Origin of the sequence: Nonomuraea sp. NPDC050478 (assembly GCF_044458265.1) — a bacterium.
Classification (GTDB): domain Bacteria; phylum Actinomycetota; class Actinomycetes; order Streptosporangiales; family Streptosporangiaceae; genus Nonomuraea; species Nonomuraea ferruginea.
In genome coordinates this window covers 34,282-55,623 of the sequence record NZ_JBITHT010000001.1, presented here as the reverse complement: position 1 = coordinate 55,623, position 21,342 = coordinate 34,282, and the positions used below count along the sequence as shown (strand labels likewise).

The window sequence follows — 21,342 nt, the reverse complement described above, 5'->3', positions numbered from 1 at the left end:
CCCCCGTAGCGGCCATCTCCGTTGATCAGGTCCGGTAGCGTCCAGCCATGCTGAAGACGATCGCGTTGGTGGTGGCCGGTGCGCTGATGGCGCCCGCGCAGGCGCCCGCCATCCCGAAGGACTTCCTGCTGTACGAGAAGCAGGCGCGGCAGGACGACGAGCACTGGATCCTCGGCCTGGACGGGGCGGAGGACGTGTGGAACATCCAGTGCAGCCCCGTGATGCTCTCCGGGTGGAAGGAGAGCCGCGAGGTCTCGTACGACACGAAGATCGGCGGCGGTGAGCGCACCGACCGCAGGCGCGGCGAGCAGCTGTTCGTGTTCGCCAGTGCCAAGGGCGCGGGGAAGATGATGGACCGGATGCGCGCCCTGCTCAGGCAGTGTGGCAAGACGGTCAAGGTGGGCAAGCCCCGCATCGGCGACGAGGCGCTGCAGGCGGCGCGGACGATCCGGCCCACGAAGAAGGCGCCGATCCCGCAGACGCAGAAGTTCGTCGCCGTGCGCGAGGGCTCCGCCGTGGCGATCTACTGGGACATGCACAACGACGCCAAGCCGCTGCGCACCCTGGCCAGGCACCGGGCGGACGCCGCGAAGATGGCCGCCAAGATGGCCCGCTACTGGTCGAGGTAGGCCCTGCTGTCGTGACGGAAGAGGTGGACGATCACCCCGATCGCCAGGCCGAGCCCCACGATGGCCGGAAGGCTCAGCCCGCCGCCCGCGGCCAGGTTGGCAAGGTAGCCCAGGACGTTCATCGCCATGATCGCGATGAGGCCGAAGCGGGCCCAGCGCCTGCGGGCGGTCAGCTTGACCGTCAGGAAGGCCGTGAGCGCGAGGAGGGCGGCGCTCCACCCCGTGATCAGGTAGATCTGCGAGGTGTCCACCCCGGCCGGGGCGGACCCCGCGAAGAAGAGGATGAGGCCGGCGACCAGGGCCATCACCACGATGTAGATCCAGAGCAGGATCCGAGCGGTCCGAACCGGCCTGGGCATGGGGGTGGCTTCGTCCATGGCACGACCGTAGCCGCCCCGACCTCCCTCATCCGACGCTTCGCGAACGCTTCCTACTTCACGAACCTCGCCGCGATCCGCTTGCCCGCGCGCTGGGCGGGCGCCTCCACCAGCCGGTACGTCAGCGCCGCGCAGCCGAGCAGCGCCCCCAGCACCACCACGCCCAGCCCGGCCCGGTACGGCCACGCGACGGCGGCCGGGTCCGCCAGCAGCCCGTCCACGATCTCCAGCAGGATCGGGTGCAGCAGGTAGACCGAGTAGCTCACCATGCCCAGCCACGCCCACCACGCCGGCACCCGCCGCCCGGCCAGCAGCATCCCGGCCGCGAACGTGGCCCACGCCGCCACCACCGCGCTCACCCACGGCCACGGGACGCCGTCGCCGTGCCAGAGCGCCGCCGCCACCGCCGCGACCGGCACGCTCCCCGCCAGCGCCGCCGCCCGCCACGGCGCGACCTGCCCGTCCCGCACCCGGTACAGGGCCGTGCCGGCGAACATGGTGGCGAGGATCGTCAGGCTCTGCCAGGCCGGGATCCGCCCGTTCACCAGGATCAGCCCGAGCACCACCACCCCGAGCACCAGCGCCCCGGCCCGCCGCGCACCAGGACGCCCGCTCAGCACCCCCGCCAGCCCGCACCCCACCAGCGCTATCACGGCGAGCACGGTGCCGAGCGTCGCCCCGGCCCCGCGCGACAGCAGCACCGACGGCAGCACCCCACCCAGCAGCACGGCCGCGGCCCCGAACCCGAAGGCGACCTCCGCGCTGCGCCGGTGCACCCCGGCCACGTACAGGGCGGTGACCAGGAGGTAGAAGGCCATCTCGTACGAGAGCGTCCAGAGCACGTTGAGCACGTTCGGCACGTTGAGCAGGTCCTGCAGCATGGTCAGATGCCCGAGCACCGCCGACGCCGGCCGGTCGGTGAGCCAGACGTGCATCGGGTCGACGCCGGAGACGGCCAGCAGCAGGGCCGCCGCCACGGCCACCGCCCACAGCGGGTAGAGCCGGAAGAACCGGCCGGCCCAGAACCCGGCCACGCTGCCCCGCCGCTCCAGCGAGGCGGGGATCACGTAACCGCTCACCAGGAAGAACACCATGACGCCATAGATCCCTGCGTCGAACCAGGGCCCGGTGACGGCGCGCAGCTCCGGGTAGAGCGGGTTGAGCGCGTGCTCGTACACGACCACGAGCGCGGCGACGGCGCGCAGCGCGTCCAGCCAGCCCAGGCGGCTCTCGCGAGGAGGAACGGGCGCGAGGGTCTCCCGGGTCCCGGTGGAATTGGCCATCGAGGCCCGAGGCTACCGCGTGGTACGCCCCTTTTGGCCGGAACCGTAGAAGATCGAGCGAAGGGCGGGAGTTGTCCCGCCCATACCGATCACCCGTTCAGGGTCACATGTTGATCATGTGGCCGGCCAGGCCGTGGATCGCCTCCTTGACCGCCTCGCCCAGCGTCGGGTGGGCGTGCACGTTGCGGGCCACCTCGTGCACCGTCAGGTCCCACTGCTGGGCCAGCGTCAGCTCGGGCAGCAGCTCGGTGACCTCGGGGCCGATCAGGTGGGCGCCGAGCAGCTCGCCGTGCTCGTTGTCACTGACGATCTTCACGAAGCCGTTCGCGTCGCCCAGGCCGTGCGCCTTGCCGTTGGCGGTGAACGGGAACTTGACCACCTTGACGTCGTGGCCCAGGTCGCGGGCCTGCGCCTCGGTGTAGCCGAAGCTGGCCACCTGCGGCTGGCAGTAGGTGGCGCGCGGGATCATCACGTAGTCGAGCTCCATGGTCTCGGCGCCCGCGATGGTCTCGGCGGCGATCATGCCCATCGACTCGGCGGCGTGCGCCAGCATGAGCTTGGCGGTGACGTCGCCGATCGCGTAGATGTGCGGCACGTTCGTGCGCAGGCGGCCGTCGACCGCGATCGCGCCCCTGTCGGTCAGCTCCACGCCGGTCTTCTCCAGGCCGTAGCCGTCGACGCGCGGCTGGAAGCCGATCGCCTGGAGCACCTTGTCGGCCTCCAGCACCTGCTGCTGCCCGTCGCGCGACACGGTCACCTTGACCGAGGAGCCGGTGTCCTCGATGTTCTCCACCTTGGTGGAGGTGTGCAGCTCGATGCCGAGCCGCTTGTAGCGCTTGGCCAGCTCGGCCGAGACCTCCTCGTCCTCCAGCGGCACGATCCGGTCGAGGAACTCCACAATCGTGACCTTGACGCCGTAGTTGTGGAGCACGTACGCGAACTCCACGCCGATGGCGCCCGCGCCCGCGATGATGACGCTGCCGGGCAGGTCCTCCGAGAGGATCTGCTCCTCGTACGTCACCACCCGGTCCGACAGCGACGTGCCGGGGATCAGCCTGGTGGTCGCGCCGGCGGCGATGATGCAGTTGTCGAAGGTGATCGTCTCGTCGTTCACCTGGATGGTGTTGGCGTCGAGGAACGTGCCGCGCCCGTCGTACTCCGTGATGGAGTTCTTCTTCATCAGGTAGTGGATGCCCTTGACCCGGCCGTCCGCGACCTTGCGGCTGCGCGTGAAGGCGGCGCCGTAGTCGAACGTGACGTCACCCTGGATGCCGAAGGTCTTGGCCTCCTTGGTGAAGATGTGGGCCAGCTCGGCGTTGCGCAGCAGCGCCTTGGACGGGATGCAGCCCACGTTCAGGCAGACGCCACCCCAGTACTTCTCCTCGATGACCGCCGTGCGCAGCCCGAGCTGGGAGGCGCGTACGGCGGCCGTGTATCCTCCCGGGCCCGCGCCCAGGACCACGACGTCGTAGTGAGTGCTCATGGTTCGGACCATACCGCTCGCCGGAGGGCTCACCTGACCGTCACCCCCGCGGCTGGACGTCCACCTGGTAGGGCAGTGTCAGCTCGTCGGCGACCTTGCCCCGAATACCCCAGTTGACCTGCGGCATCTCGATGATTGTGATTTCCACGTCTTCTGGCTCGTACGGGAGCCGCTCGTAGATCGTCCGGATGAGCGCGCGCTTGGCGTCGTCGCTGCGGCCGGTGAAGCAGACGATCTCGATGATCAGGTACGAGCCGGAACGCCGCGGGCAGATGAGGTCGTCGGCGTCCAGCAGCAGGAACCGGTGGAACCGCTTGTCCTCCGGCAGCCCCCACGCCTCGACCAGGCATCCCTGGAGCAGGTCGGAGACCTCCCGCTGCCGCCCCGCCCACACCTCGCGCCGCCCGTAGACCTTCACCTGCGCCATGTCGGCCACTATAGAACCGTGATCCGCATACTGCTGGCCGACGACGAGGCCATGATGCGCGCCGGGGTGCGGGCCATCCTGGCGTCCGACCCGGAGCTCGACGTGGTGGCCGAGGCCGGCGACGGACGCGAGGCGGTCGACCTGGCGATCAGCCACCACCCGGACGTCGCGCTGCTCGACATCCGCATGCCGGTGCTCGACGGGCTGGCCGCGGCGGCCGAGATGCGCAGGGCGGCGCCGGGCACGGCGGTGGTGATGCTGACCACGTTCGGCGAGGACGACTACATCGCCAAGGCGCTGGAAGTGGGCGCGAGCGGCTTCCTGCTCAAGTCGGGCGACCCGCGCGAGCTGATCGCGGGCGTGCACGCGGTGGCCGGCGGCGCGGCCTACCTCTCGCCGAAGGTCGCCCACCGGGTGATCGCCCAGCTCGCCGGCGGCCGGATGGCGCGCGGCGCGCACGCCCGCGACCGGCTGGAGTCGCTGACCGAGCGCGAGCGCGAGGTGCTGGCCCTGGTCGGCGTCGGGCTGTCGAACGCGGAGATCGCCGGCCGCCTGCACATCGTCGAGGGCACGGTGAAGGCGTACGTGAGCGCGATACTCACCCGGCTGGGCGTCCGCAACCGGGTCCAGGCGGCGATCATCGCCTACGAGGCGGGATTGGTAGCCTGACACGTGATGTATCGCCTCGTGTTCACGCAGGTCTTGCGGCGGTTCGACGCCGAGGCCGTGCACCACCGGACCGTCAGGGGGCTGGCGTTGGTCGCCAGACTGCCCCTGCTCAAGCGCCTGCTCCACAGGGCGCTCGCCCCGCACGACCCGGCGCTGCGGATCACCGCGTTCGGCGTGCACTTCCCCGGCCCGCTCGGGCTGGCCGCCGGCTTCGACAAGGACGCCGCCTGCGCGGAGGCCGTGGCCGCGCTCGGCTTCTCGCACGTCGAGGTCGGCACGATCACCGCGCACGCGCAGCCGGGCAACCCGCGCCCGCGGCTGTTCAGGCTCGTACGCGAGCGGGCGGTGGTCAACAGGATGGGCTTCAACAACGCCGGAGCCCCGGCCGCCGCCCGCCGCCTGCGCCGCACCCGTGGGGTGCCCGCCGTGGTCGGCGTCAACATCGGCAAGACCAAGGTCGTGCCCGAGTCCGAGGCGGCCGCCGACTACGTCACCAGCGCCAAGGAGCTCGCGCCCCTGGCCGACTACCTGGTGGTCAACGTCAGCTCGCCCAACACGCCCGGCCTGCGCGACCTCCAGGCGGTGTCGCTGCTGCGGCCCCTGCTGACCGCGGTCAAGGAGGTCTGCGACAGCACGCCGCGGCGCACCCCGCTGCTCGTGAAGATCGCGCCCGACCTGGCCGACGACGACGTCGACGCCGTCGCGGACCTGGCGCTGGAGCTGGGGCTCGACGGCATCATCGCGACCAACACCACGATCGCGCACGACGGTCCCACCGGCGGGCTGTCCGGCCGCCCCCTCAAGGCCCGCTCGCTGGAGGTGCTGCGGCGGCTGCGCGCCCGCGTCGGCGACCGGCTCACCCTGGTGTCCGTGGGCGGCGTCGAGGACGTCGACGACGTCTGGGAGCGCCTCCTGGCCGGCGCCACCCTGGTCCAGGGCTACACCGGCTGGATCTACGGCGGCCCGCTGTGGGCGTCCCGCATCCACCGCCAGCTCTCCCGCCGCGTCCGCCGCCACCGCCTGACATCCATCACCGCCATAATCGGCCGCACGGCCCCTGCGGATTCCCGCCGTACGGACCCCGGATCCGGAGAGATCGGCCGCGCGACTTCCGGATCCGCGGCGACCGATCGTACGGACCCTGGATCTGGAGAGATCGGCCGCACGGCCCCCGACTCCGCGGAGGCCGGTCGTACGGTCTCCGACGACTCGCGGTGACAGGTCCGGTGGAGCTCGACGGCGGGGTCGTGCTGCGCCCGCTGGCGCTCGACGACGCCGAGCCGCTCGCGGACGCGTACCGTCGCAACCGCGACCACCTGCGCCGCTGGGAGCCGCGGCGGACGGAGGAGTTCTTCACCACGGCGGGCCAGGCCGCGCGGGTGGCGGAGATGCTCAAGATCCGCGACGAGCACCGGATGTTCCCGTGGGTGCTCGCCGACGGCCCGCTGATCGTCGGCATCCTCAACGTGAACGACATCGTGCTCGGCGCCTTCCGCAACGGCCACCTGGGCTACTGGGTCGACGCCGCCCGCAACGGCCGCGGCCTGGCCACCGGCGCGGTGCGGGAGGCCTGCCGCGTCGCGGCGGAGTCGCTGGGGCTGCACCGCCTCCAGGCCGGCACCCTCCTCGACAACCACGGCTCCCAGCGCGTGCTGCGCAAGTGCGGCTTCACCGAGATCGGCGTGGCCGAGAAGTACCTGCACATCGACGGCGAGTGGCGCGACCACCTGCTCTTCGAGAAGATCCTGCATGACGGCCCGCCCGGGTAGGACTGTCGGCACGGGCGGCTAATGTCCGAGCGTCGGATGCCGGACACGACGGCCGGGAGTTGAGTGGTGGCGCGCGCGAGACCCGACGAGGTCGAGGTCACGGTCGAGCAGCTCGTCCACGTCGGCGACGACGACTACACCGTCGCCCGGGTGAGCGCCGACGACCTGCCCTCCTTCATCGCCTCCGGCCGGACGCTGGCCGGGGCGCAGCCGGGGGAGCGGCTGCTGCTCGCCGGCGAGTGGGGCGAGCACCCCCGCTTCGGCGCCCGCCTGCAGGTCCGCCGGTGCGAGCGCATAGCGCCCTCGACCGTCCGCGCCATCGCCCTCTACCTCGGCTCCGGCCTCATCCGGGGCGTCGGGCCGCGACTGGCCCACGCCATCGTCAGCCACTTCGGCGAGGAGACGCTCAAGGTCATCGACACCGAGCCCGGCCGGCTGCGCGAGGTGGTCAACATCGGCGCCATCCGTCAGGCCCAGATCGTCGAGGCGTGGGCCGAGCAGAAGGCCGTCGCCGCCCTCATGGTCGCCCTGCAGGGCTTCGGGGTGAGCCCGCTGCTCGCCGCCAAGATCTACCAGGTGTACGGCGACGAGTCGCTGCGTGTCCTGACCACCGATCCCTACCAGCTCGTGGGCCGGGTGCGCGGCATCGCCTTCCAGAGCGCCGACCGCATCGCGCTGCGCTCCGGCGTCCCCGAGGACAGCCCGCAGCGCGTCAAGGCGGCCGTGGTCGACCGGATCGAGGCGGCCGCGGCCGGCGGCGGCCACTGCTTCGTGCCGCTGCGCGCGCTCGTCGCCCAGGTGGCCGCGCTGGTCGAGCAGGACGAGCCGAAGATCAGGCAGGCCGTCGACGCGCTCCACGCCGACCGCCGGGTGGTCGTCGAGGCGTCACCCTCCGACCCGGGCCGCCTGGTCGTCTACGGCAAGCAGGAACACAGCCGCGAGGTCGCGCTGGCCGCTCACCTCGCCCGGCTCGCCCGCGCCCCGTCCAAGCTGCGGCTGCGGCCCTTCCAGGAGGACGACCGGCTCCACGACGACCAGCGCGCGGCGGTCAACCTGGTGCTGACCAGCACGGTCTCGGTGCTGACCGGCGGCCCGGGCTGCGGCAAGAGCCACACGGTGGCCGCCATCGCCGCCACTGTGCGGGCGATGGGCGGCCGGGTGACGCTCACCGCCCCCACGGGCAAGGCGGCCAAGCGCCTGTCGGAGCTGACCGGGCTGCCCGCGATGACCGTCCACCGCATGCTCGCCCAGCAGCCGGAGGACGACGGCGCGCTGTTCCAGGAGCGGCCGGTCGAGGCCGACCTCATCGTGGTCGACGAGGCGTCCATGCTCGACCTGCAGCTCGCCACCCGGCTGGCGTCGGCCGTCCCGTCCGGCAGCCACCTGCTGCTGGTCGGCGACAGCGACCAGCTGCCCAGCATCGGCCCCGGCCGGGTGCTGGCCGACCTGCTGAGCGTCGAGGAGATCCCGCGCGTCCGGCTCACCCACATCTTCCGCCAGGCGCAGGGCAGCGGCATCGTCAGGGCCGCCCACCACGTGCGCGCCGGCGAGCTGCCCGGGCTGCCCGGCGGCGGCGGGTTCTGGTTCGAGGAGCTCGACGACCCGCAGGCGGTGGCCGACCGGGTCATCCACCTCGCCACCGAGGCCATCCCCCGCAAGCAGGGCATCCGCCCCGACCAGGTGCAGGTGCTCTGCCCGATGCGCAAGGGCGTCACGGGCACCGTCGAGCTGGGCCGCCGCCTGCAGGAGCGGCTCAACCCGCCGGGCGACGGGGTCGACGAGCACTGGTACGGCTCCTCGGTCTACCGGGCGGGCGACCGGGTCCTGCCCATCCGCAACAACTACGACAAGGGCGTCTTCAACGGTGAGACCGCCACGGTCACCGCCGTCGACCAGCGCGAGCGGCTGGTGGAGCTGCGCACCGACGACGGCCGCACGGTCGAGTACGCCTTCGGCGAGCTCGACGAGCTGACCCACGCGTACGCGATCAGCGTGCACCGCTCCCAGGGCAGCGAATACCCGTTCGTGGTCGCCCCGATCGTCGCCGAGTCGGGCGGCATCATGCTGCGCCGCAGCCTCCTCTACACGCTGGTGACCAGGGCCAAGTCGTGGGTGGTGCTGGTGGGCCGGCGCGAGGCCCTGGAGATGGCGGTCCACACCCTCGGCCGCAGACGCAACACCGCGCTGCCGCAGCGGCTGGCCCTCGCGCTGGCCTGACGGGTCAGATGCTGGGCCGGGTCGACTCGGGGTCGTGGGTCATGGCCTCGATGCGGTCCATCACCTCGTCGAGCCGGATGACGCCGGGGAGGTGCGGCCTGCGGCGCTGCCACGGGTGCGGCCCGGCCGGCGGGCGATACTCGACGCCGAGCGCGTCCAGCCGCCCCAGGTGGGCATCCAGGCGGCCGGGGAAGTCGTCCTGGGCGCCCCAGGCGATGTCGGCCAGCGCGCACGCCCTGGGCCACATCCGGTAGTCGAGGGTGCGCGGGTCGGGCACGCGCTCCGTCCAGAGCTGCGCCTGCACGCCGATGACCCGCTCACGCTCCCCCGGAGCCCAGTCGTCCGGGGCGGGGTCGAACGCGGCCACGTCGGCCACGGTGATCGTCTCGCCGATGGCCAGCGGCTCGTCGGGCGAGGCCGCCTCCGCGTAGTCGAAGTAGAGCGGGAAGACCGAGGTGGCCACCACGTCGTGGCCCGCGGCGGCGGCGCGGCGGGCCACGCCCTGCCCGCGCCACGGCATGACGACCGTGTCCGGCCGCAGCCCGCCGCTCACGAACGCCTCGTCCCACACCACCGCGCGGCTGCCCCGCTCGGCCAGCGCGTCGGCCAGCCGCCGCAGGAACCACGCCTGCAGGTCGTTGACCGTGGCCAGGCCGAGCGACTCGCGGTAGGCGTCGATCTCGGGCGAGGCGGCCCACTGGTCGAGCACCACCTCGTCGCCGCCGATGTGCACGTAGGGGGTCTCGCCCAGCGCCCCCAGCAGCTCGTCGAAGATCGTGGTGAGGAACTCGACCGTCGGCGGCAGCGGCGACAGGATGGCGGGGGAGATGCCCCACCGGTCGAGCACGTCATGCGGCTCGCCCGTGGCGCCCAGCGACGGGTAGGCGGCCAGGATCGCCGAGGCGTGTCCCGGCACGTCGATCTCCGGCACCACGGTCACCGCCCTGTCGCGGGCGTAGGCGGCGATCTCGGCCAGGTCGTCCAGGGTGTAGTAGCCGCCGTGCGGGATGCCGTCGAACGCCTCCGGCTGACCGTACGGGTGCACGGCCGAGCGCGGCCGGTGGGAGGACATCTCGTGCAGCAGCGGGTAGGCCCGGCTCTCCACCCGCCAGCCCTGGTCGTCGGCCAGGTGGAGGTGGAGGCGGTTGAGCTTGTGCAGCGCCATCAGGTCGACCAGCCGCATGACCTCCCGCTTGGGGAAGAAGTGGCGCGCCACGTCCAGGTGGAGCCCGCGCCACGGGAAGCGGGGTTCGTCCTCGATCCGCGCCCCGGGCACGGTCCACGACGTCGCGGCACCGTACCGGAAGGCCTCGTCGGGCAGCAGCTGGCGCAGCGACTGGGCGGCGTAGAACGCGCCCGCCCGGCCGCCGGCGGCGATCTCGACGCCGCGCGAGCCCACCGTCAGCCGGTAGGCCTCGCCGCCGAGCGAGGGGTCGAGCCGCAGGTCGATCGCGCCGTCGTCACCCGGCAGCAGGTCCAGCCCCGGCATCGCGGTGCGGACGGCGCCGATCAGGTCGGCCGGCCCCGAGACGGCGGCCCCGGCGGTCAGCTCGTAGGAGGCGGACAAGGGACGGCTGAGCTTCGGGCGAGGGATCATGACTTCAGATAGTGCTGCAAGCCGTTCGCCAGCGCCAGCGCGATCTTCTGGCGGAACGCCGGGTCGCGGAACTTCGCCGCCTCACCCGCGTTGCGCATGTTGCCGGCCTCGATGAAGACCTTCGGCACCGTCGACAGGTTGAGCCCGCCCAGGTCGCCCCGGTAGTCGAGCCCCTTCTTGCCGATGTAGGTGGAGTACGGCAGCCCGGTGCCCTCGCGGAAGGCGCCGCGCACGGCCTTGCCCAGCCTGGCCGAGGCGCCCACCACGGGGTCGACCGGGCCGCCGATCTTCTTCGGCATGATGACGTGGAAGCCGCGGTTTCCTGGGCTGGAGCCGTCGGCGTGGACCGAGATCGCGGCGTCGGCCTCGCTGCGGTTGCCGATCGCGGCCCGCTCGGTGATGCACGGGCCGACGCCGGTGTTGCTGGAGCGGGTGAGCTTCACCGTCGCGCCGCGGCTCCTGAGGATCTTGGCCATGCGCGTGGACACGTCCCAGTTGAAGGCCGCCTCGGAGTAGCCGCTGTTGGTGGAGGTGCCGGTGGTGTCGCAGGCCTTCCACTGGGTCAGCACGTTGACCTTGCGGTTGATTTCCTTCGGGGCGCGGGCGTTGCCTCCGTTGTGTCCCGGGTCGATGACGACGACCCTGCCGTCGAGCGGCCGCACGGAGGGGGCCTTCTCGGCGGGCCGGGCCGAGCCGGCCGACCGGGCGGGCTCGGCGGCCGTGGCGCTCGACGTGGGCCCGGCGTCCCGGCGCGCCATCTGGTCCGCCACGGGGGCACCGGGAACGGCGCCGCCGCACGCGGAGGCGACCAGGCCGCAGGCAGCGAGAAGAGAGGCGGGAAGCGCACGCATGCGCTCCAACTTACGGCAACCTCGTCCGCGGGGTGCGGAACGCCGCGAACCCGCTCACCACACGTGCTCGCCGACCTCCTGACGCTGGAGGAGGGCGGCCAGCTCCCGCGCGTCCTCGGCGTCCAGGCCGAGGACGACGCGGGGCCGGCCCCACGGGTGGTCGAGCGAGTGGGCGACGTAGCTGGCGACGGACTCCACGCCGACGTCGGTGCCCCGGCCCCGCCCGGCGCGCCACTGCGCCCAGGCGCGCTCGAGCTCGGCCGCGGCACGCTGGGCGCACGACACCAGTTCCGGATCACGCATGGCTGTCCCCCCGGATCAGATCGTGGCCGGACCGCAAGTCCGGCCACAATTAGCATGACCCTGGCGAGTTAACCGCCGGGCGGGGCGTCACGGAGCGTGTTGACCGACCTTTGACATCCTCTTAGGCAGGACCCGTGCTGCGCCGCACGATCAGCTCCGGTGTCACCTCGCGTAGCCGGGCGGCCTTGGCCGGCTCGGAGATGCGATCGCTCAGCAGCGCCGCGGCCGTCCGCCCCATCGCGCGCCGGGGCTGGTCGACCGAGGTCAGGGAGATGTGGTCCGACGCCGCCAGGTGGGTGTTGTCGTAGCCGATCACCGAGAGGTCTTCCGGCACCCGCAGGCCGAGTTCGGCCGCGGCGATCAGCACGCCGAGCGCGACCACGTCGTTGGCGGCGAAGATGGCGGTGGGCCTCGGTTCGCGGGTCAGCAGGGCGAGTGCCGCCGTCCTGCCGCCGTCCTCCGAGGCGTCCGCCGCCTCGACCATGATGTAGGGCGCCAGCGAGTGCCTGCGCATGGCCACGAGGTAGCCCTCGCAGCGGGAGGGGCGCGGGCCCTCAATGTGCGCGATGCGCTTGTGCCCGGCCGCGACCAGGTGGTCGATCGCCAGACGCGCGCCGTGCTGGTCGTCGTCGACCACGATGTCGACGCCGTCGAGCTCGATGTCACGTTCCCCGACGACCACCGTCGGGGTGTACGAGGTCGCCTCGATCAGGGTTTCGCTGGTGGGCGCGATGCCTAAGAGCACCAGCCCGTCGACCCGGAGTTCCAGGAAGGCCTCCACGGCCTCGTCCTCGAACGCCGGGTCCCACTGGCTGTTGCCGATCAGCATGCGCAGCCCGTCGCCGTGCAGGCTCTCCTGCAGGCCGTCGAGGAACTCGGCGTAGAACGGGTTGTGCAGGTCGGCGACGAGTGCGCCGACGAGGTGCGTGCGGCCTTCCACGAGGCTGCGCGCGACGGCGTTCGGCCGGTAGCCGAGTTCACGGGCCGCCTGCAGCACGGCCTGGCGCCGGTGCTCGCTCACGTGCGGGGATCCGCGCAGCACGAGTGAGACCAGCGATTTCGAGACGCCGGCTCGCTCGGCGACGTTGCGGATGGTGGGCCTTGGTCGAGGCAGCGCGTCTACCTCTCTCAGCTCGGTGATGGTCGATGACTTCACTGGCGGTCCTGGCATGTGTCTCCCCCGCGATGCGGATGTTGGGGCACCTGTACCACCAAACGATCGAGTTCGCCGCAGGGTACGGCCTGGGTTCCGGAAGCCCGTCATTGCCCGGATGTCCGCAGGTCGGCAAGGGATGAGGCCGGAGCGTTCAGAAGCTCGACGGCGTGCGACGACTGCGTTTCGACCGCGCGACGCTCAGTCGCGCATGGGTCCGCGCGCCTCGGCGGGCGGCGCGGGTGGCGTGGGAAGGAAACCGGGGAAGGATGGCGCCGGGCGGGCGGCGCCAACTCCCCTGTATGACGTCCGAGTCGTCACTGGGGTGGACCGGGCCACGCCGACCTGGCCCACCGTGAGAACCCCCCTGAGGTTGGTGACGACCCTGGTCTCACTCCGAGCGCTGCTGCGGAATCCCCGCCAGCAGTGCGCGAACCTCGGTCTCCCGGTAGCGCCGGTGACCGCCGAGGGTGCGGATCGACGTCAACTTGCCCGCCTTGGCCCACCGGGTGACGGTCTTGGGGTCGACCCGGAACATGGTGGCGACCTCGGCGGGCGTGAGCAGCGGCTCGGCCTCGGGTGTACGAGCTGACATTTGTGCGGCCTCTCCTCCGTGTGGACCGGCTTCGCGATCCTGCGACTGCCTTTGCGCGTGTCACGGATGTCCCTCTATGACCCAGAGCGTGCGGCTTTTCTGGGCCATATACGGCATCACCCGATGTGACCATACCGCCACGCAGAGCGATTGGCGAGCCCTTCTTTGACCCAACTGCCCGCCCCTGCGGCGATGTCACGCTCGGTGATTCTAGCGACACGTTTCGTGGTATCGCAGTGAAAACGGCAAACTACTCAGTTCGCAGAAGTGAGCAGCCGCGACTCATGACCTACTCATGCAGGTCAGACGGTCGTATTGGGGTTCAGTTGGAAGATTCCAGGAGTTGCATTGACTTCCAGCGAAGGATGACCCTCTGGTACATGGCATAGGCAAGCTCTTCTTGACCCGTGTCCAGCCCCGTCAGGGCCGCGGAAAGCTCCGCCACCGACTGGTCGGCCTGCAGCGCCTCGTCGTTCATCAGATGCACCAGGCCGCCGTAGTCGAGCTCCACCAGCGAGTGGGGGTGGAACTCCTCCAGCCACCGCGCCACGTCCTCCACGTCGAAGTTGGGCGCGGTGTCGCCGAGGTTGCGCCGCAGCACCTGCAGCGCCCGCGCGGCCCGCCTCCTGGCCTGGGCCATGGACGTGACGTAGATGAGGTTGCGCCCGGTGGCGGTCGTCACGTCCTGTCCGGGCACGGAGGCGCCGAGCACCAGCCAGCGCTCGTTGCCGTCGAACGGCACGAACCACGAGGGTGGCACGTGCCAGGCCGTGGTGCGGATGTGGGTGCGCAGTGCGTCGGAACCGGCGCCGCGCTTGTAGCGGTCGAAGTCGTCGGCCGTCTGCTCGGCGATGGCATTCGGGACGAACCGGTCCATCAGCTTCACAGGGACACTGCCCCGGAGCCTTGAGAAGGCCAGCCACGAGCGCAACCGGGTCTGCCAGGGGCAGACGTACAGACGGTCCTCGACACGCCGCAGGTAGGCGTTGGGGCTCTCCTGCGCGGGTACGACTTGAGGAGGCATGCCAAGCAGGCGCCTGACCGACTCCCCGTGCTCGGCTTGGAGCGCGTTGGCCCGGCGCGGACGGTCGCGAGAATCGGCATAGTCGGCCCAGACCTTGCGCTCGGATTCGGAGAACGCGGTCAGCGGCTCATAGACGCGGAGGTAGGCGGCATAGGGCAGCACGGAGGCATCGTGTCATGAAGCCAACCCGCCGTGCATCGTCGTGCCGACTACGCTTGAGTGATCTCCGCCGCGAAGGGGCGGCGGACCGGACAGGGAGTCACTACCGTGACCGACGTCTTCGGTGCGTCCCACAAGGACGTTCACGAGCAGGTCGTCTTCTGCGCCGACGAGCAGAGCGGCCTTCGCGCCATCATCGCCATCCACAACACCGCACTCGGCCCCGCTCTCGGGGGCACCAGGTTCTACCCGTACGAGAGCGAGCAGGCCGCCCTGGCCGACGTGCTCAACCTCGCCAAGGGCATGGCCTACAAGAACGCGCTGGCCGGCCTCGACCTCGGCGGCGGCAAGGCCGTCATCATCGGCGATCCCGCCCGCGACAAGAGCGAGCCGCTGCTGCGCGCGTACGGGCGCTTCGTCGAGTCGCTCGGCGGCCGCTACATCACGGCCTGCGACGTCGGCACCTACAGCGAGGACATGGACCTCATCGCCCGCGAGTCCCGCTTCGTCGTGGGCCGCACCGTCGCCCACGGCGGCGCCGGCGACTCCTCCATCCTGACGGCGTTCGGCGTTTTCCAGGGCATGCGCGCCTCGGCCGAGCGGGTCTTCGGCGCCCCGACGCTGCGCGGCAGGCGGGTCGGCGTCGAGGGCGTCGGCAAGGTCGGCCACCGCCTGGTCAGCCTGCTCCGCGACGACGGCGCCGACGTGGTGATCTGCGACGTCAGCGAGCGGGCGATCGACCGCGTCAAGCGGCTCCACCCCGAGGTCGACGTGGTCGCCGACGCGCGGGAGCTGACCGCGGCGGACATCGACGTGTTCGCGCCGTGCGCGCTGGGCGGCGCGCTCGACGACGCCACGGTGTCCACGCTGCGCGCCAAGGTCGTCTGCGGCGCGGCCAACAACCAGCTCGCCCACTCCGGCGTGGAGAAGCAGCTCGACGAGCGCGGCATCCTCTACGCGCCCGACTACGTCGTCAACTCCGGCGGCGTGATCCAGGTGTCCGACGAGATCGGCGGCTTCGACATGGAGCGCGCCCGCGCCAAGGCGATGGGGATCTACGACACGACCCTGAAGATCTTCGCGATCGCGTCGGAGGAAGGCGTACCCCCGGCGGTGGCAGCGGATAGGCTGGCAGAGCGCAGAATGTCGGAAGTCGGGCGGATTAGGGGCATTTGGCTAGGGCGCTGACGCCCCGCGCTCATACGACGTACCGAGCTGGGCACAAAACAGGTACGGTAATAGGCGAACGATAGGCTGACGCCCGATGCAAGGGCGGCGTCAGCGTGTGGTGCGTTAGCGACGAGGGGTCGGGAGACGACCCCACACGAGGGGGTCGAGCCAATGGGGCGCGGCCGAGCAAAGGCCAAGCAGGTCAAGGTTGCTCGCCAGCTGAAGTACAACAGCGGTGGCACGGATCTCGACCGACTTCGCGACGAACTCGGGGTCGGAGACTCCAGCAACGACGACGCCGACGACCTCAACGACGAGCTGGCGGATCGCTATGCCGATTACGCCGACGACTACGGAGACGACGACGGCGGACGATCGTCCGGCCGCCGCTAGCCGTTCTCACTCTTCCCGTTGACCGTGGCGAGTGCCCGGCATCCGCCGGGCGCCCAGCCCGAAGCGCGCAAGCCCCACGGGCCACCCGTGGGGCTTCGTCACGCTCGCGTCGTGCCGGGTGAGAGGTGTACGTGTCCGGCGACACGGGATGGCCGGGCGCGATCAACCGGTAGCGCCCGGCACACCGGAAGCTGTTCAGCGGTAGCGGGCGCGGCCCTCGCCGGGCACGACCTCGCCCAGCACCCACGCGGGCAGCCCGCGCCCTTCCAGCAGGCGGACCGCCTCGTCGGCGACCTCCGCCGGAACGATCGCCGCCATCCCGACACCCAGGTTGAACGTACGGTCGAGGTCGGCCTGCGCGATGCGGCCGTGGCCCGCCAGCACCTGGAAGATCGCCGGAGGAGTCCACGACGAGCGGTCGAGCACCGCGTCCAGATGGCCGGGCAGCGAGCGGGACACGTTGCCCTCCAGCCCGCCGCCGGTGATGTGCGCGTAGGCGTGCACCTCGACCGTGCGGGCCAGCTCCAGGCAGTCGAGCGAGTAGATGCGCGTCGGCTCCAGGAGCTCCTCGCCCAGCGGCCGGCCCAGCTCGGGCAGCTCCGCGTCGAGGGAGAGGTCGGCCAGCTTGAGCACGTGGCGCACCAGCGAGTAGCCGTTGGAGTGGACGCCCGACGACGCCAGCCCCAGCACCACGTCGCCCTCGCGGACCCGGTCGGGACCGAGCATCGCGTCGGCCTCGACGACGCCCGTGCCGGCGCCCGCCAGGTCGTACTCGTCGGGCCCCATCGCACCGGGGTGCTCGGCCGTCTCTCCGCCCACCAGCGCCGCGCCCGCCAGCCGGCAGCCCTCGGCCACCCCGCCGACGATCTCCGCGACCCGCTCGGGCACGACCTTGCCGCAGGCGATGTAGTCGGTCATGAACAGCGGCTCGGCCCCGCACACCACCAGGTCGTCGAGGACCATGCCGACCAGGTCGACGCCGATCGTGTCGTGCTTGCCGTAGCGCTGCGCGATCATGACCTTGGTGCCGACCCCGTCGGTCGACGTGGCCAGCAGCGGCCGCCGGTAACGCAGCAGCGCCGACGCGTCGAACAGCCCGGCGAAGCCGCTGGCGTCGTCGACCACCTCCGGGCGGCGCGAGCGGGCCACCTTGTCCTTCATCAGCGCGACCGCGCGCTCGCCCGCCTCGATGTCGACGCCCGCGGCCTCGTAGGTGGTCACGCCTTGCTCTCCAGGACGAACTTGCCGACGTTGTCTTCGTCGATCGGGATCGGGTAGGAGCCGTCGAAGCAGGCCCGGCAGAGCCGCTCGGCGGGGATCGTGGTGGCCTTGGTGAGCCCTTCGAGCGAGATGTAGCCGAGCGAGTCGGCGCCGAGCGAGGCCCGGATCTCCTCCACCGACAGCGAGCCCGCGATCAGCTCGGCGCGGGTGGCGAAGTCGATGCCGTAGAAGCACGGCCACGCGACCGGCGGCGACGAGATCCGTACGTGCACCTCGCTCGCGCCGGCCTCCCGCAGCATCTTCACGATGGCCCGCTGGGTGTTGCCGCGCACGATCGAGTCGTCGACCACGACCAGGCGCTTGCCCTCGACGACCTCGCGCAGCGGGTTGAGCTTGAGCCGGATGCCGCGCTGGCGGATCGTCTGCGACGGCTGGATGAACGTGCGGCCGACGTAGGAGTTCTTCACCAGGCCCTGGCCGTAAGGGATGCCGCTCTCCTGGGCGTAGCCCACGGCGGCGGGGGTGCCGGACTCGGGCGTCGGGATCACCAGGTCGGCCTCGACCGGATGCTCGCGGGCCAGCACCCGGCCCACCTCGACCCGGGTGACCTGCACGCCGCGCCCGGCGATGGTCGTGTCGGGGCGGGCGAGGTAGACGTACTCGAACAGGCAGCCCTTGGGCTCCGCCAGCGCGAACCTGCGCGAGCGGACGCCGCGCTCGTCGATCGTGAGCAGCTCGCCCGGCTCGATCTCGCGGACGAACGTGGCGCCGACGATGTCGAGCGCCGCCGTCTCCGACGCCACCGCCCAGCCGCGCTCCAGCCTGCCCAGCACGAGCGGGCGGATGCCCTGCGGGTCGCGCGCGGCGTAGAGCGTCGTCTCGTCCATGAACACCAGTGAGTACGCGCCCTTGACCTGCGGCAGCAGCTCGGCGGCGGCGTCCTCGACGGACCGGCTGCGATCCTGCGCGAGGAGCGTGGTGAGCACCTCGGTGTCGGTGGTCGCCCGGGTCGTGCCGGGCTCCAGACGCTGGGCCAGCGCCGGGGTGTTGATCAGGTTGCCGTTGTGGGCCAGCGCGAGCCCGCCCACGTCGGTCGAGCTCAGCGTGGGCTGCGCGTTCTCCCACACGCTGGAACCGGTCGTGGAGTAGCGGCAGTGGCCGATGGCCAGGTGGCCGCGGAGGGTGCCGAGCACGGACTCGTCGAAGACCTGGGCCACCAGGCCCATGTCCTTGTAGACGAGGATGCGGCTGCCCTCGCTGACCGCGATGCCCGCGGACTCCTGGCCGCGGTGCTGCAACGCGTACAGCCCGTAGTAGGTGAGTTTGGACACTTCCTCGCCTGGCGCCCAGACGCCGAACACGCCGCAGGCGTCTTTCGGCGCGCGGTCGTCGGGGTCCAGGTCATGGCCGAGCCGGCCGTCGCCCTTCAGCACGTAGTTCAGTCTAGGTCGGCCGGCTTCGTGCTCGCGCACCCGGGGTGCGTCCTCGCCGGACCGCGCCCGTTTGGACGGAAGATGACCGGGGGGTTACCCGTGTCGTCAGGTTTCAAGTGCCGCTCCTGCGAAAAGGTGAAGTATCCGGCATGCAGACCCCGTCGGGAGAGCGGAACGTGACCACACCTGGCGACCCGAACGACCACCCCGAACCGGACCGCCCCTGGTGGGCCGAAGGCGCCCCGGATGACCCCGCGGACGAGCGTCCTCAGGGGGCCGCCGGCGATGACGGCGGCCGGACGGAGGAGCCCGGCGAGGGTGAGGAACCTCTCGCTCCTAAGCCTCCCGTCGTGCCCGAACCCGACCGGCCCTACCGCCCCGAACCGGGTCCCATAGAACCGGAACCCTCGCCCGGTCCGGGTCCCGTGGAACCTGAACCCTCGCCCGGTCCGGGTCCCGTGGAACCTGAACCCTCGCCCGGTCCGGGTCCCGTTCCTGGGGAACCCTCTCCGGGGCCGGCGCCCGGGGGAGGGCCTGGGGAGCCGCGGCATCCGGACCTGCCCGAATCACCGGAGACGCCGCCACCCGCCCAGGTGCCCGACGAGAGTGACGCCGAGCGGACGGCGGTGTTCGAGGTCCCGCCCAGGGACGACGACAAGGGCCGCGCCTATCCCACCCCTGGCGGCACTCCGCCGTACCCCGGGTGGGAGGGCACCTCCGAGGACCAGCCCACCACCCCCGGTGCCCGGCCCCCGTCCCGCTACGAGGAGCCCGAGGACCGCACCCCGTCCCGCTTCGAGGAGCCCTCCACGGGTGAGCCCCTGCCGTTCGCGGAACCTTCGTACGAGAGCGGTCCCGACGTCCCCCGTCCCGGCCGGCCGGAGGGGGACGAGCCTCACGGCGCGCGTCCGGGTCGTCCGGAAGGCGAGTCCTACGGCGCGCACCGTCAGCAGCCCGGCAGCGGTCCGCAGGCCTACGGCGCGCACCGTGTCCCGCCGCCCGATGACACTCCCAGGTACGGCGAGGACTGGCCCGAGGGCGAAGCCGGTGCAACTCCCGGCCAGCGCCCCGCCACCGGCGAGGGGCCGGGCCCACGCGGGGCCGAGCAACCGCCGTACTGGGCGCACGGCGAAGGCCGCGGGGCCTTCGCCGACAGCGGAAAGCATCCCGAGAGCGGAGAACCCACCGGCGGCCGTCCGCCCTCCGAGGGCCGGCCCACCGCCCCCGGAGCCACCCCACCACACGAAGGAACTGCAGAAGGAGCCCCCGAGCCGCACGGCGGACCGGAGCGCGGAGCGCCGCCTCACGGGGGGCCGGAGGGCGCGGAGTCGCCGTACGGCAGACCGGAGGGGGCGGAGTCGCCTCACGGCGGGCCGGAGCGCGGAGGCTCGCCGTACGGCAGACCGGAGGGGGCGGAGTCGCCTCAGGGCGGGCCAGAGGGCACGGAGCCGCCGTACGGCAGACCGGAGGGGGCGGAGTCGCCGTACGGGAGGCCGGAGGGTGCGGAGTCGCCGTACGGGAGGCCGGAGGGTGCGGAGTCGCCCTACGGGAGGCCGGAGGGTGGGGCGTCGCCTTATGGAGGGCCGGCGTCGCCGTACGGGGGGCCGTCGCCGTACGGGGGAGCCGGGGGTGGGCCGTACGGGGAGCAGGGGCCGGTGCCGGGGACGTCGCCGTCGAGTCCGTACGGGGGGCCGCCGGGTGGGGGACCCGGGTACGGCGAGTGGCAGGCCGCGCAGCCCGGGAGCGGGCTGGCGACCGCGTCGCTGGTGCTCGGGGTGGCGAGCCCGTTCCTGGTGTTCGTGTGCTTCATCGGCCTGCTCACGGCGATCCTGTCGATCGTGTTCGGCATCATGGCGCTGGTCCGGCGGGTGGGCAAGGGCAGGGCGATCACCGGGATCGCCTTCAGTGTGCTGGCGTTGCTGGTGTTCGGCGCGGTGTCCCTCTGGTTCTGGGACATCGTGCAGGATTGCGGCCGGTTGCCCCAGGGCCTCGCGGACCGGTGCTTCGAGGAGCGGATCCCGTGGATGCGGGGCCCGCGCTAGACCGGCAGGTGGGCTGACAGGTCGGCGCGGGCGCCGCTGGCCGAGACGGTGCCGGCGGCCACCGCTTCCGCCCAGGTGAGGCGGCCGGTGGCCAGCTCGATCCAGGTGCGCGGGTCGGTCTCGACGACGTTGGGCGGGGTGCCGCGGGTGTGGCGGGGGCCGGCGATCGCCTGGACGGCAGCGTACGGGGGGACGCGGACCTCGACGGTGCGGCCGGGCGCGGCGGTGACGAGCCGGTCGAGCAGGTGACGCACGACCAGACGGGCCGCTGAGCGCTCGGGCTGGAGGCCGCGGTCGTAGGCGGCGAGCACGGCGGCGACGAGCGCCCCCGTGAGGGCGTCGGCGGGCCCGTCGTAGGGCGGCCGGTCGAGCGCGACGAGCTGGTCGTCGAGGGCGGATCTCAGCTTCTCGGGGTCGATTCTGCGTGGTGGCACCGCCCCATTGTCCTCTGACGGGCGACGGTAAAGCGTTCATCGAGGCGGTGGCGTTCGTTCATCCCGGGTTGGTGCGGTGACCGTAACGTCCCGGCGGGAGAACCGCGCAACCT

Annotated in this window: 21 protein-coding genes; 8 read left to right on the top strand and 13 right to left on the bottom strand. The window is 71.9% G+C overall.

The features are described 5' to 3' along the window. Positions 1–47 precede the first annotated feature (47 nt). Positions 48–629, top strand: a complete 582-nt coding sequence (locus ACIBF7_RS00265) for a hypothetical protein (RefSeq protein WP_148035201.1) — start codon at positions 48–50, stop codon at positions 627–629. On the opposite strand, the gene ACIBF7_RS00260 is transcribed toward ACIBF7_RS00265, so the two are convergent. The 4 genes from ACIBF7_RS00260 to ACIBF7_RS00245 form a co-directional block, all read right to left on the bottom strand. Then, entirely contained in the window at positions 614–1,006 is a 393-nt protein-coding gene (locus ACIBF7_RS00260) for a hypothetical protein (protein WP_364229728.1), read from the bottom strand. The genes ACIBF7_RS00265 and ACIBF7_RS00260 overlap by 16 nt on opposite strands. Positions 1,007–1,059: 53 nt before the next feature. Beyond that, the gene (locus ACIBF7_RS00255; RefSeq protein ID WP_397195966.1) at positions 1,060–2,289 is read right to left on the bottom strand and encodes an acyltransferase family protein; all 1,230 of its coding nucleotides are present in this window, start codon (positions 2,287–2,289) and stop codon (positions 1,060–1,062) included. A 103-nt stretch (positions 2,290–2,392) separates the two neighbouring features. Next, positions 2,393–3,772 (bottom strand): dihydrolipoyl dehydrogenase, encoded by a 1,380-nt coding sequence (gene lpdA, locus ACIBF7_RS00250; RefSeq protein WP_397195964.1) that lies wholly within the window; start codon positions 3,770–3,772, stop codon positions 2,393–2,395. Between the two features lie 40 nt (positions 3,773–3,812). Next, the gene (locus tag ACIBF7_RS00245) at positions 3,813–4,199 is read right to left on the bottom strand and encodes a tautomerase family protein (RefSeq protein WP_271275681.1); all 387 of its coding nucleotides are present in this window, start codon (positions 4,197–4,199) and stop codon (positions 3,813–3,815) included. A gap of 18 nt (positions 4,200–4,217) precedes the next feature. On the opposite strand from ACIBF7_RS00245, the gene ACIBF7_RS00240 reads away from it, so the two are divergent. The 4 genes from ACIBF7_RS00240 to ACIBF7_RS00225 all read left to right on the top strand — a co-directional run bounded on the left by ACIBF7_RS00240 (position 4,218) and on the right by ACIBF7_RS00225 (position 8,854). Further along, a complete protein-coding gene (locus tag ACIBF7_RS00240) occupies positions 4,218–4,868 on the top strand; it encodes a response regulator (protein ID WP_397195963.1) in 651 nt (216 codons plus the stop codon). Between the two features lie 3 nt (positions 4,869–4,871). Beyond that, positions 4,872–6,086, top strand: coding sequence for a quinone-dependent dihydroorotate dehydrogenase (locus tag ACIBF7_RS00235; RefSeq protein ID WP_261808925.1), 1,215 nt, complete (start codon positions 4,872–4,874; stop codon positions 6,084–6,086). Further along, a complete protein-coding gene (locus ACIBF7_RS00230; RefSeq protein ID WP_148035193.1) occupies positions 6,083–6,637 on the top strand; it encodes a GNAT family N-acetyltransferase in 555 nt (184 codons plus the stop codon). The genes ACIBF7_RS00235 and ACIBF7_RS00230 overlap by 4 nt, the downstream gene beginning before the upstream one ends. Before the next feature lie 66 nt (positions 6,638–6,703). Further along, positions 6,704–8,854 (top strand): ATP-dependent RecD-like DNA helicase, encoded by a 2,151-nt coding sequence (locus tag ACIBF7_RS00225; RefSeq protein WP_261808924.1) that lies wholly within the window; start codon positions 6,704–6,706, stop codon positions 8,852–8,854. Between the two features lie 4 nt (positions 8,855–8,858). On the opposite strand, the gene ACIBF7_RS00220 is transcribed toward ACIBF7_RS00225, so the two are convergent. The 6 genes from ACIBF7_RS00220 to ACIBF7_RS00195 all read right to left on the bottom strand — a co-directional run bounded on the left by ACIBF7_RS00220 (position 8,859) and on the right by ACIBF7_RS00195 (position 14,539). Next, complete coding sequence (locus ACIBF7_RS00220; RefSeq protein ID WP_148035191.1) at positions 8,859–10,451, bottom strand: beta-N-acetylhexosaminidase; 1,593 nt, start codon at positions 10,449–10,451, stop codon at positions 8,859–8,861. Beyond that, complete coding sequence (locus ACIBF7_RS00215; RefSeq protein WP_148035190.1) at positions 10,448–11,302, bottom strand: N-acetylmuramoyl-L-alanine amidase; 855 nt, start codon at positions 11,300–11,302, stop codon at positions 10,448–10,450. Before ACIBF7_RS00215 ends, ACIBF7_RS00220 begins: the two co-directional genes overlap by 4 nt. A gap of 54 nt (positions 11,303–11,356) precedes the next feature. Further along, the gene (locus ACIBF7_RS00210) at positions 11,357–11,605 is read right to left on the bottom strand and encodes a hypothetical protein (protein WP_148035189.1); all 249 of its coding nucleotides are present in this window, start codon (positions 11,603–11,605) and stop codon (positions 11,357–11,359) included. 121 nt (positions 11,606–11,726) lie between these two features. Beyond that, positions 11,727–12,761, bottom strand: coding sequence for a LacI family DNA-binding transcriptional regulator (locus ACIBF7_RS00205; RefSeq protein WP_261808923.1), 1,035 nt, complete (start codon positions 12,759–12,761; stop codon positions 11,727–11,729). A 388-nt stretch (positions 12,762–13,149) separates the two neighbouring features. Next, positions 13,150–13,353 carry a developmental transcriptional regulator BldC gene (gene bldC / locus ACIBF7_RS00200; RefSeq protein ID WP_013133571.1) on the bottom strand — a complete coding sequence of 68 codons (204 nt, stop codon included), beginning with the start codon at positions 13,351–13,353 and terminating at the stop codon, positions 13,150–13,152. A 322-nt stretch (positions 13,354–13,675) separates the two neighbouring features. After that, on the bottom strand, positions 13,676–14,539 hold the full coding sequence (locus tag ACIBF7_RS00195; RefSeq protein ID WP_148035188.1) for a hypothetical protein: 864 nt from the start codon (positions 14,537–14,539) through the stop codon (positions 13,676–13,678). A 105-nt stretch (positions 14,540–14,644) separates the two neighbouring features. On the opposite strand from ACIBF7_RS00195, the gene ACIBF7_RS00190 reads away from it, so the two are divergent. Both ACIBF7_RS00190 and ACIBF7_RS00185 read left to right on the top strand, forming a co-directional pair. Further along, on the top strand, positions 14,645–15,724 hold the full coding sequence (locus tag ACIBF7_RS00190; protein WP_219546702.1) for a Glu/Leu/Phe/Val dehydrogenase dimerization domain-containing protein: 1,080 nt from the start codon (positions 14,645–14,647) through the stop codon (positions 15,722–15,724). A 153-nt stretch (positions 15,725–15,877) separates the two neighbouring features. Then, entirely contained in the window at positions 15,878–16,099 is a 222-nt protein-coding gene (locus ACIBF7_RS00185) for a DUF3073 domain-containing protein (RefSeq protein ID WP_148035186.1), read from the top strand. Positions 16,100–16,294: 195 nt separating this feature from the next. Here ACIBF7_RS00185 and purM read toward each other — a convergent pair whose 3' ends face one another. After that, positions 16,295–17,320, bottom strand: a complete 1,026-nt coding sequence (gene purM / locus ACIBF7_RS00180) for a phosphoribosylformylglycinamidine cyclo-ligase (RefSeq protein ID WP_148035185.1) — start codon at positions 17,318–17,320, stop codon at positions 16,295–16,297. Further along, complete coding sequence (gene purF / locus ACIBF7_RS00175; RefSeq protein WP_364229745.1) at positions 17,317–18,753, bottom strand: amidophosphoribosyltransferase; 1,437 nt, start codon at positions 18,751–18,753, stop codon at positions 17,317–17,319. The genes purM and purF overlap by 4 nt, the downstream gene beginning before the upstream one ends. A gap of 593 nt (positions 18,754–19,346) precedes the next feature. Here purF and ACIBF7_RS00170 point away from each other — a divergent pair. Further along, positions 19,347–20,795: a hypothetical protein gene (locus tag ACIBF7_RS00170; protein WP_271275685.1), complete on the top strand. Its 1,449-nt coding sequence runs from the start codon at positions 19,347–19,349 to the stop codon at positions 20,793–20,795. Here the strand turns inward: ACIBF7_RS00170 and ACIBF7_RS00165 are convergent. Further along, positions 20,792–21,229 carry a sterol carrier family protein gene (locus ACIBF7_RS00165; RefSeq protein ID WP_148035182.1) on the bottom strand — a complete coding sequence of 146 codons (438 nt, stop codon included), beginning with the start codon at positions 21,227–21,229 and terminating at the stop codon, positions 20,792–20,794. The two genes, ACIBF7_RS00170 and ACIBF7_RS00165, sit on opposite strands and share 4 nt — an antisense overlap. Positions 21,230–21,342: the final 113 nt, after the last annotated feature.

Coding starts and splice junctions, on each gene's coding strand:
- ACIBF7_RS00215 (WP_148035190.1), bottom strand. CDS start 11,302: ATGCGTGCGCTTCCCGCCTCTCTTCTCGCTGCCTGCGGCCTGGTCGCC.
- ACIBF7_RS00265 (WP_148035201.1), top strand. CDS start 48: ATGCTGAAGACGATCGCGTTGGTGGTGGCCGGTGCGCTGATGGCGCCC.
- ACIBF7_RS00220 (WP_148035191.1), bottom strand. CDS start 10,451: ATGATCCCTCGCCCGAAGCTCAGCCGTCCCTTGTCCGCCTCCTACGAG.
- bldC (WP_013133571.1), bottom strand. CDS start 13,353: ATGTCAGCTCGTACACCCGAGGCCGAGCCGCTGCTCACGCCCGCCGAG.
- lpdA (WP_397195964.1), bottom strand. CDS start 3,772: ATGAGCACTCACTACGACGTCGTGGTCCTGGGCGCGGGCCCGGGAGGA.
- ACIBF7_RS00255 (WP_397195966.1), bottom strand. CDS start 2,289: ATGGCCAATTCCACCGGGACCCGGGAGACCCTCGCGCCCGTTCCTCCT.
- ACIBF7_RS00210 (WP_148035189.1), bottom strand. CDS start 11,605: ATGCGTGATCCGGAACTGGTGTCGTGCGCCCAGCGTGCCGCGGCCGAG.
- ACIBF7_RS00260 (WP_364229728.1), bottom strand. CDS start 1,006: ATGGACGAAGCCACCCCCATGCCCAGGCCGGTTCGGACCGCTCGGATC.
- ACIBF7_RS00245 (WP_271275681.1), bottom strand. CDS start 4,199: ATGGCGCAGGTGAAGGTCTACGGGCGGCGCGAGGTGTGGGCGGGGCGG.
- ACIBF7_RS00185 (WP_148035186.1), top strand. CDS start 15,878: ATGGGGCGCGGCCGAGCAAAGGCCAAGCAGGTCAAGGTTGCTCGCCAG.